Raw genomic sequence first — 6,232 nt, forward strand, 5'->3', positions numbered from 1 at the left:
GCGAACACGACGTGCTGGCCTATATGGCCTTTCCACGCCAGCATCGGACCAAGCTGCACAGCACCAATCCGATTGAACGTCTGAACAAGGAGGTGAAGCGCCGCGCCGATGTGGTCGGCATCTTCCCAAACGAAGCTTCAATAACCCGCCTCATCGGCGCCGTGCTGTTCGACCAGAACCACGAATGGCAGACCGCAAGCCGATACATGCAGGTCGAGGCCTTCGCCCAGATCGACCATGAGGAGACAGATCCCATTCTCAACATAACAACCCAGGCCGCCTGATCATGACCTCAGGCCATCTGGAAAATTACACCAGCTTGACGGACGTGACCTAACTGACGAGGAGAATAGCATTCACGGTATTGTTTCAGGTGGTGATATCCTGCGCGCGCTAAACAAAGGCGGATCAGGTGTGCTCGACACACCGGTCTCCGAAGTCATGACGGCCGACGTCTTCACCTGCGCGGTGTCTGAACCGCTTTCGAAAATCTATGAACTCATGGATACCTACCAGATCAGGCATATACCCATCGTCGAAGACGGAAAGCTCTGCGGAATCGTCAACACGCTCGATGTCGTCAAGCATCGCCTGAATGAAATCGCTTTGGAAGCGGAGGCGCTCAAGGATTACGTGGCCGGTCGCGCCTAGAAGACCACTGACAAGCAGGCAGTTCTTGCCTAGCCATGAAACGTAGATGCGGGCACTCAATCGAAGTTACCAAGCAGATTGCCAGGGTGCGATCTGCGAGAGAAGAGCGCTTTTCCTCGTGTAGAGTCTTAGACAGCCGATCCGAGGGCAAAGCTGCCAGCACAACAACGTCGGGAGAAGCCAAATTGGTGCCGCGTTCTTCTGCTTCCGGCACGGAGCAGCGAAAGCTCAGTTTGAGTTCCGCGCCTGGCGACTGTGTTCATTGACCGGTCCGACGACACGGCCAGCATTGCAGCGACACGCGCGCCGCATGTGCAAACGTGTTCTGCGTCTGCGAATGCGGCAAGCGCAAAAGTCCGAAATGGTCTGCGCGCCGTGTAAGCTCGTGACCGGCGTGGTAAAGGTCAGCTTCAGATCCCACCGGCAGCCCACATCCATTCTTCCTGCCTGGTTTAGAGTGTGATCGCGGACGCGACCGCGATTGCTGGCACAGTAGTCAGCCGCACCTCCGCTCCGCTCTAGCGTGCCGGGTTCGCCTGCCTTTATACGCCGGCAAGCCGACAGCATCAGCGCCAGGAGCGGCTGCTGGCTGCCAAGGCGCTTTTGACTGGCCGCCGCTTCGACTCTTCGCGGGATCCGGTGTATATTGGAGCGGACTGATCGGTCGAAAAGCAATGCCGAAGCGAGAGGAGAGGATAACGATACGGGGCGGTGTGCAGAGCCCTGGCGGAAGTGCCGTTCGCCTCAGTGTCCGGCTGCTTGGTGCGGCCGAGGTCATTTTGGACGGCCGGCGGTTGAGCGGTTTCAATTCACCACGATTGCAAGCATTCCTGGCGCGTATCGCCCTGCGAATAGAGCCCCTGGACCGAGCCGCCCTGGCCTTTGGGATCTGGCCCGAGTCCACAGAACGCCAGGCGCGAACGAACCTTCGCAAGCTGCTGCACGAGTTGCGGCAGGCACTGCCGGGCGTGGACGCATTTGCCGAGATCGGAGCCGGGAGAGTGCGCTGGCTTCCGGCAGGGCCAAGCGAGGTCGATGTCCTGAGCTTCCGGGAGGCGATCGCGTCCGGCGATTTCGAGGCAGCCGTGCGGCTCTACCGGGGTGACCTGCTGCCGTCCTGCTACGACGACTGGGTGCTTGAGGAGCGCCGCTTGCTTCGGGCTGCGGCGGTCGGCGCCCACCGCCGTCTCGCCGAGGCGGCAGCGGAGCGTGGCGGTCATCTCGCTGCTCTCCGGCATGCCGGGGCGGTAAGCCGTTTGGACCCCGCCGACGCGGCTGCAGTCCGTATTCAGATGGAAGCCCATTGCGCGCTGGGTGAACCCGCTAGGGCTTTGCGGACGTACCATCACTATGCCCGCGATCTTCGGCGTGAGCTTGCGATTGAACCCGATGCGGAGATCACGGCGCTGTGCAATGTAATTCGTGCGGACCCGTCTGACCGGCACCGCCGGTGCGCATCGGACCCGGAAGCGCCGCCGTTTGTGGCGCGCGATCAGGAATGGCATGCACTTGCCAAGGCGTGGGATACCGCGCGGGCCGGACGGGCGCATCTGGTACTTTTGACTGGCGAACCCGGGATCGGCAAGTCCCGCCTTGCACAAGAGCTCGGCCGTTACGTGCAGGCCGGCGGGCATGAGGCGGCAACCGCCCGGGCCTATGAGGCGGCTGGCAGGCTTCCGTGGGGGCCGGTCGCCGACTTGCTGCGGTCAGAAAGCATCCGGCGCCGGGTCGGCACGCTCGGGCAGGCCTGGACCGATGAGCTTGCCATGCTGCTGCCGGAGCTTGGCAGCGCCGTTTCGCAGCCGGCAACCGCTGGCGCGGACAGCGTTTCCAGGCGCCACCGGTTGTTTGATGCCGTGTGCCGGGCAATCGCAGCGCATGACAGGGCTCAGGTGCTGATCATCGATGATCTGCAATGGTGCGATACCGAGACCATCGAATGGATCGGATATCTCCTTCGCGCGTATTCGCAGCTGCCTGTCCTGATAGTCGGAACTGTGCGGTGGGAGGAGCTTCCCGACGGCCACCTGCTTCCAGAGCTGGCCGATGCATTGCAGCGTGAGAAAGCTGTTACCGTCGTCGCAACCGGCCCGCTCGATCAGACGTCAACCGCAGCGCTCGCGGCTGAACTGCAAGGGGTGAAGGAGCTTGAGCCAGAGCTGGCCGAACGGCTGTGGAGCGAGACGGAAGGCAATCCTTTGTTCGTTATCGAGACAATCCAGGCTGGGATCACATCTGCTGGCGCGCAGGGCATTCTGACACCGACGATGCGCTCGGTTTTGCGGGCGAGGCTTAGCCAACTGACTGATGGCGCGCGGGAATTGGCAGAGCTGGCCGCCATCTTCGGGCGGTCGTTTTCAGCGCGCGCGCTGGCTGCAGCAATGGGCGGCAGCGAGCAACTGGTCGAAGACCAGCTGGACGAGCTCTGGCGCCGGAGAATCGTGATTGACCGGGGCCAGACCTATGACTTCAGCCACGACAAACTTCGGGAAATTGCAATCGAGATGATCAGTCCTGCGCGCCGGCGGCGGCTTCACCGGGTTGTTGCAGACACGATAGCGCGCGAACATCGCGGCGATCCGGCCGCGGTCATTGCGCAGCTGGCGGCACATTACGACCAGGCTGGCATGGCCGAACAGGCAATCGGGGCGTACCGCACGGCTGGCGCGCAAGCGGCAGCAATGTCGGGGTTCGACGAAGCTGTCTCAATGTACCGCCGCGCGCTTGTGCTCCTGGCCGAGCTGCCGGCCTCACCGGACCGGGACGCCGCCGAGCTGAATATCCGGATTGCCCTGGGCTCTCCGCTTGTCGCCGTAAAGGGGTATGGTGCAGACGCCTCGCACCGTCTTTACGAACGCGCCCTGTCGCTTTGCAGTAAACTCGGGAGACCGGCCGATCCGCCCATTCTCCGCGGCCTGGGCCTCGCCCGCTTGCAAGGGTGCCGGTTTGATGCCTGCAACGAGCTCGCCCAGGCGCTGATCGATCACGAGAGCGGCGGCCGCGTTGCCAGCACCGAGGGCCTGTATCTCATGGGCGTCAGCGCGTTTTGGCAGGGTGACCTGGCTAAGGCATGCCGGTTCCTCGAGGCGGCTATAGCGTGCTACGACACCACGCGGCGCGAAGAGCATCTGGCGCGCTATGCGCAGGATCCGAAGGCGGTTTGCCTTGTGCGGCTGGGGCTTGCCACGCTCTGGTCCGGCGATCCTGCGCAGGCCGCCGCGATGGCCCGGTCGGCGGACAGGCTTGCCGATAAGCTCGATCATCTGATGACGTCGGCCTACGTGGTCACCTATGGAGCCGTTTTGGCTGCCGTGGCCGGGGATCTTCCCCGGCTGAAAGAGCTTCTTGGCCGGGCCGACCGGATCTGGCTGCATCTCTCCGAACGTTATCTCAAGTCCGTCCTGGACGCGCTTCAGGCCTGGCTGGAGGTTTGCAACGGTTCCGGTTCCGGTGTTAACCGGATCGTGCAGGCGGTGGAGCGGTCGCGGGTCCAGGGCCAGACGCTTCACCTGAGCCTGACCCTGCTTCTGCTTGCGCAGGCGCGCGGCGCCCGCGGGGAGTTGCACGAGGGGCGCGCCGCCGCCCGCGAAGCGCTCGCGTGGTCTGGGCAGTGCGGCCAGCGCTATCTGACCGCCGAGCTGCTGCGCACCGACGGCGAACTTGCGTACAGCATGGGCGAAACCGGTGATGCGTTTTCGTCCCTGCACAATGCGGCGGATGCCGCAGGCGCCCGAGGCGCGCGGTGGCTGGCGCTCAAAGCTCTGCATTCGCTTGCCGTGCGGTTTCCGGATCCGGCGGTGCGCGCGCAGCTGGCCGGGCTCGTACGAGAGCTTCCGTCAGGGCACGATCTGCCGGCATTCCGGGCGGCAGAGACCTTTTTGCGCGAAAGCGCCTAGCCCGGAACGCTTTCGGAACGCCAGGGGCGGTATGCCTCAGAGGAACTCAGGGGGAGGGCAATCGAATGCGCAAATTGATTGAGAAACTGTCCGGGACGGTTCGGGGCACGGTCACTACTGCCGCGGATCCTGGCTATGACGATGCGCGGGCTGTCTACAACGCGATGCACGACCGAAGGCCCGCCGCAGTGATCAGCTGTGCCGACGCGGCCGATGTGATGGCCGCGATCACCGCCGCGCGAGAGGGCGGGGTTGACCTTGCGGTGCGCGGAGGCGGCCACAGTGTGCCGGGTTTCGGCACGGTGGACGACGGGCTGGTCATCGACCTCGCGCGAATGAACAACGTCCATGTCGACCCCGGCAAGAAGACCGCCCGGGTCGGCGGCGGCGCAACCCTTGGCGACGTGGATCACGCCACTTATCCGTTCGGGCTAACCGTCCCTGGCGGGATCATCTCAACCACTGGGGTCGCGGGGCTGACCCTGGGCGGCGGGCTTGGCTATCTGACCCGAAGGGCGGGCTTGACGATTGACAGTCTCGTGTCGGCCGATGTGGTTCTGGCCGACGGAAGGCAGGTCACTGCCAGCCACTACCAGAACGAAGATCTGTTTTGGGCCCTGCGCGGCGGCGGCGGTAACTTCGGTGTTGTCAGCTGCTTTGAGTTCCAGTTGCTCGAAGCTGGAGACGTCGTGGGCGGGCCTCTGTTTTATGAATTCGACGATGCCAAGGCGGTCCTGCAGGGCTACCGCGAGTATATCGCCGAGGCGCCCGAGGCGCTTGGCTGCTTCTTCGGCTGGCAGATCGCCCCGCCGCTGCCGTTCATCCCGGAGGACCGGGTCGGCGATCTCTTTTGCGTGCTTGTCCCCTGCTGGAGCGGTCCCCATGATGACACCGGGCGGGTGCTGAAGCCGCTCCGGGATTTTGCCGAAGTGAAGGCGGAATACTGCATGCGCATGCCGTTACCGGCGCTCAACAGCCTGTTCGACGATGCGGTTCCAATGGGGATGCAGCACTATTGGAAGGCCGACTTCATCAAAGAACTCACTGACGATGCCATCACCGCGCATATCGCGCACGGGCGGCACACGCCGCATGTCAGCTCCTCAATGCACCTGCACCCGATCAACGGCGCCGCGCAGCGCGTCGGGGCCGACGAAACCGCATTCGGCCACCGGGACAAAACCTTTTCGCCGGTGATTGCCGGCATCTGGGACGATCCAGTCGAGAGCGAAGCCAATATCAAGTGGGTCCGGGACTACTACGATGCGATCCACCCGCACTCGGGCTGTGATGGCGGCTACATCAACTTCATGTCAGACGACGACGGTCACCGGGCGGCGGCGAATTTCGGCGAAAACTACGCCCGGCTGGCCGAGGTAAAAGCGGCCTACGACCCCGACAACGTCTTTCACGTCAATCAGAACATCGAACCAGCGAAGGGAGGAAGCCATGTCTGATCATGGGCATTTCAAAAGCGAAACCTTCGACAACTGCAATTGCGCGATCAATTGCGGGTGCCAGTTCAATCTGCCGACGACCCGCGGGTTCTGCCAGTCGGCCTAGGGTCAGGACCCATTGATTTTCGGCTATCGGCATGATTCACGGCTCGAAAACGAGCGGTGACCATGTCTGATCTTTTCTGGCTAACTGACGCGCAGATGGCGCGCCTTGAGCCTTTCTTCCCC

4 protein-coding genes are annotated in these 6,232 nt (G+C 63.2%); all 4 read left to right on the forward strand.

The genetic code is table 11. The features are described from left to right. Positions 1-284 (forward strand): transposase (locus tag ACOHX0_RS21720; RefSeq protein ID WP_420679333.1); only part of this gene is annotated, 284 nt, incomplete at its 5' end. 130 nt (positions 285-414) lie between these two features. After that, the gene (locus ACOHX0_RS21725) at positions 415-651 is read left to right on the forward strand and encodes a CBS domain-containing protein (protein WP_420679334.1); all 237 of its coding nucleotides are present in this window, start codon (positions 415-417) and stop codon (positions 649-651) included. A 794-nt stretch (positions 652-1,445) separates the two neighbouring features. Then, positions 1,446-4,547 (forward strand): ATP-binding protein, encoded by a 3,102-nt coding sequence (locus ACOHX0_RS21730; RefSeq protein ID WP_420679335.1) that lies wholly within the window; start codon positions 1,446-1,448, stop codon positions 4,545-4,547. Between the two features lie 65 nt (positions 4,548-4,612). After that, on the forward strand, positions 4,613-6,004 hold the full coding sequence (locus ACOHX0_RS21735; protein ID WP_420679336.1) for an FAD-binding oxidoreductase: 1,392 nt from the start codon (positions 4,613-4,615) through the stop codon (positions 6,002-6,004). Positions 6,005-6,232: the final 228 nt, after the last annotated feature.

Origin of the sequence: Cribrihabitans pelagius (assembly GCF_048820915.1) — a bacterium.
Classification (GTDB): domain Bacteria; phylum Pseudomonadota; class Alphaproteobacteria; order Rhodobacterales; family Rhodobacteraceae; genus Cribrihabitans_A; species Cribrihabitans_A pelagius.

Excerpts from the sequence above, each read along its gene's own strand:
- ACOHX0_RS21735 (WP_420679336.1), top strand. The coding sequence starts at position 4,613 with ATGCGCAAATTGATTGAGAAACTGTCCGGGACGGTTCGGGGCACGGTC.